The organism is Thioclava sp. L04-15, assembly GCF_002020275.1.
Lineage (GTDB): Bacteria > Pseudomonadota > Alphaproteobacteria > Rhodobacterales > Rhodobacteraceae > Thioclava > Thioclava marina.
This window is the reverse complement of record NZ_MPZW01000026.1, coordinates 1-1,400: the sequence shown is the minus strand read 5'-3', so window position 1 is coordinate 1,400 and position 1,400 is coordinate 1. Positions and strand designations below refer to the sequence as shown.

Genomic DNA, 1,400 nt, shown 5'->3' with positions numbered 1-1,400 from the left:
ATCCTGCCCGCTGCCCGACGCATCCGGGCGAACTGCTCCGCGAGGACCTGATCCCCGCGACCAGGAAGTCCAAGACCGAGATTGCGCGGATGCTCGGGATCTCGCGCCAGCACCTGCATGACATCCTTGCCGAACGGAAGCCCGTGAGCGCTGAGGTCGCCGTGCGTTTGGGCAAGCTATTCGGAAACGCGCCGCTGATCTGGATCAGGATGCAGGGCGCCTATGATGTCTGGCACGCATCCCGCGAGGTGGATGTGTCGGCGATTCCGACGCTCTGTCCGGCTGAATGAACGCCTGTCTCGTGCTTCCGTGACCTTCGGAGCTTTCATGCGGTTCCGCGCCTCGCCCGGCCAGGAAAGCTTAGCTGAAAACTCCAGTTTCGAACGGTCCAATTTTCAGGATGCAGAGCAGTGTGAAACCGACCCAAGGGCAGACATTTTTCGATGAATGGAAGCGTGTGGTGAGGTCTTTCGGTCAGCTGCCTTCGGCCTGCTCAGAGATCAGCTTTCGCACGACGCTGACTGGCAAGAACATTCTCAGCGGGTTCGATGCGAGCGGCAAAAAGCCGTAGCTTTCGTATAGCGCCTTGCGGCGCGCCACGCGGTCGGGATCGCCACAATCGAGAACATCGAGCATGACAACGGCGACGCCGATCGCCTCTGCGGCAATAGCAATGCGGCGGAGGGCATCGACAAGCAAGTCGCCGCCATACCCGTCCCCATTGAACTTCTGATCACGCCCGATCATCGAGATGTATGCGGCAGGGATATTGCCGTGCGACGGACGTGTTCGCGCGAACTTTGCAGGCAAATCCGCAAAGTGAACAGCGTGCGCATTGAGAGCATAGAAACCGATTACGGTGTCGGCAGGATCGACCATCACATAGAGCCGGACGTTGTCCGCCTTGGCGAGCTTATTGGCCGTCTTCTGGAAGTAGTTGTCGACCTGTTCGACGCCGCAAGAAAAAGCCGATCGATCATGCCTCTCTGGATCGAACGGCTCAATGATGTAAGAGACCGGTTGTGATGCAGCCATCTACCGCGAAACAACCGTTTTGCCATGCCGACGGAAGGCCGAGCGCAAGGCGTCTGTCGGCGCCGCCGGAGTATCGAGTGCCGAGAAAAACGCGTCATGATCGACCGGCTGCAGCACCGTCCGTTCATGTGCTGCAATCGTTGCCAGCGCTGCCTGGTAGGCAGCATTCATGGTGAAGACGGAATCGTCGACGCCAGAAAGTGCTGCCGCCTGCTGAATCGCTGTCTTGATGCGCGGCTTCGTCCGGAAATTCATCCGGGCCTCGTTACGCTCATCGATCGCGCGCGTGGTGTCGTGGAAACCCAGCATGGTCGCCTCCTGTCTCTCCATTTATCATGTACGCCACATTGACGTACAAATCAAGA

At 58.7% G+C, this 1,400-nt stretch carries 3 protein-coding genes; 1 reads left to right on the top strand and 2 read right to left on the bottom strand.

Annotated features, from left to right (window positions below; translation table 11 throughout):
* The coding region (locus BMI90_RS18440; RefSeq protein WP_078530922.1) for a HigA family addiction module antitoxin at window positions 1-290 on the top strand (290 nt) is incomplete at its 5' end.
* 184 nt (window positions 291-474) lie between these two features.
* On the opposite strand, the gene BMI90_RS18435 is transcribed toward BMI90_RS18440, so the two are convergent.
* Window positions 475-1,035: a GNAT family N-acetyltransferase gene (locus BMI90_RS18435; RefSeq protein ID WP_078530921.1), complete on the bottom strand. Its 561-nt coding sequence runs from the start codon at window positions 1,033-1,035 to the stop codon at window positions 475-477.
* Window positions 1,036-1,344 (bottom strand): DUF1778 domain-containing protein, encoded by a 309-nt coding sequence (locus BMI90_RS18430; RefSeq protein WP_078530920.1) that lies wholly within the window; start codon window positions 1,342-1,344, stop codon window positions 1,036-1,038.
* Window positions 1,345-1,400 lie beyond the last annotated feature (56 nt).

Bases quoted from the DNA above. Each gene is read 5' to 3' on its own strand.
- BMI90_RS18435 (WP_078530921.1), bottom strand. From the start codon at position 1,035: ATGGCTGCATCACAACCGGTCTCTTACATCATTGAGCCGTTCGATCCA.
- BMI90_RS18430 (WP_078530920.1), bottom strand. From the start codon at position 1,344: ATGCTGGGTTTCCACGACACCACGCGCGCGATCGATGAGCGTAACGAG.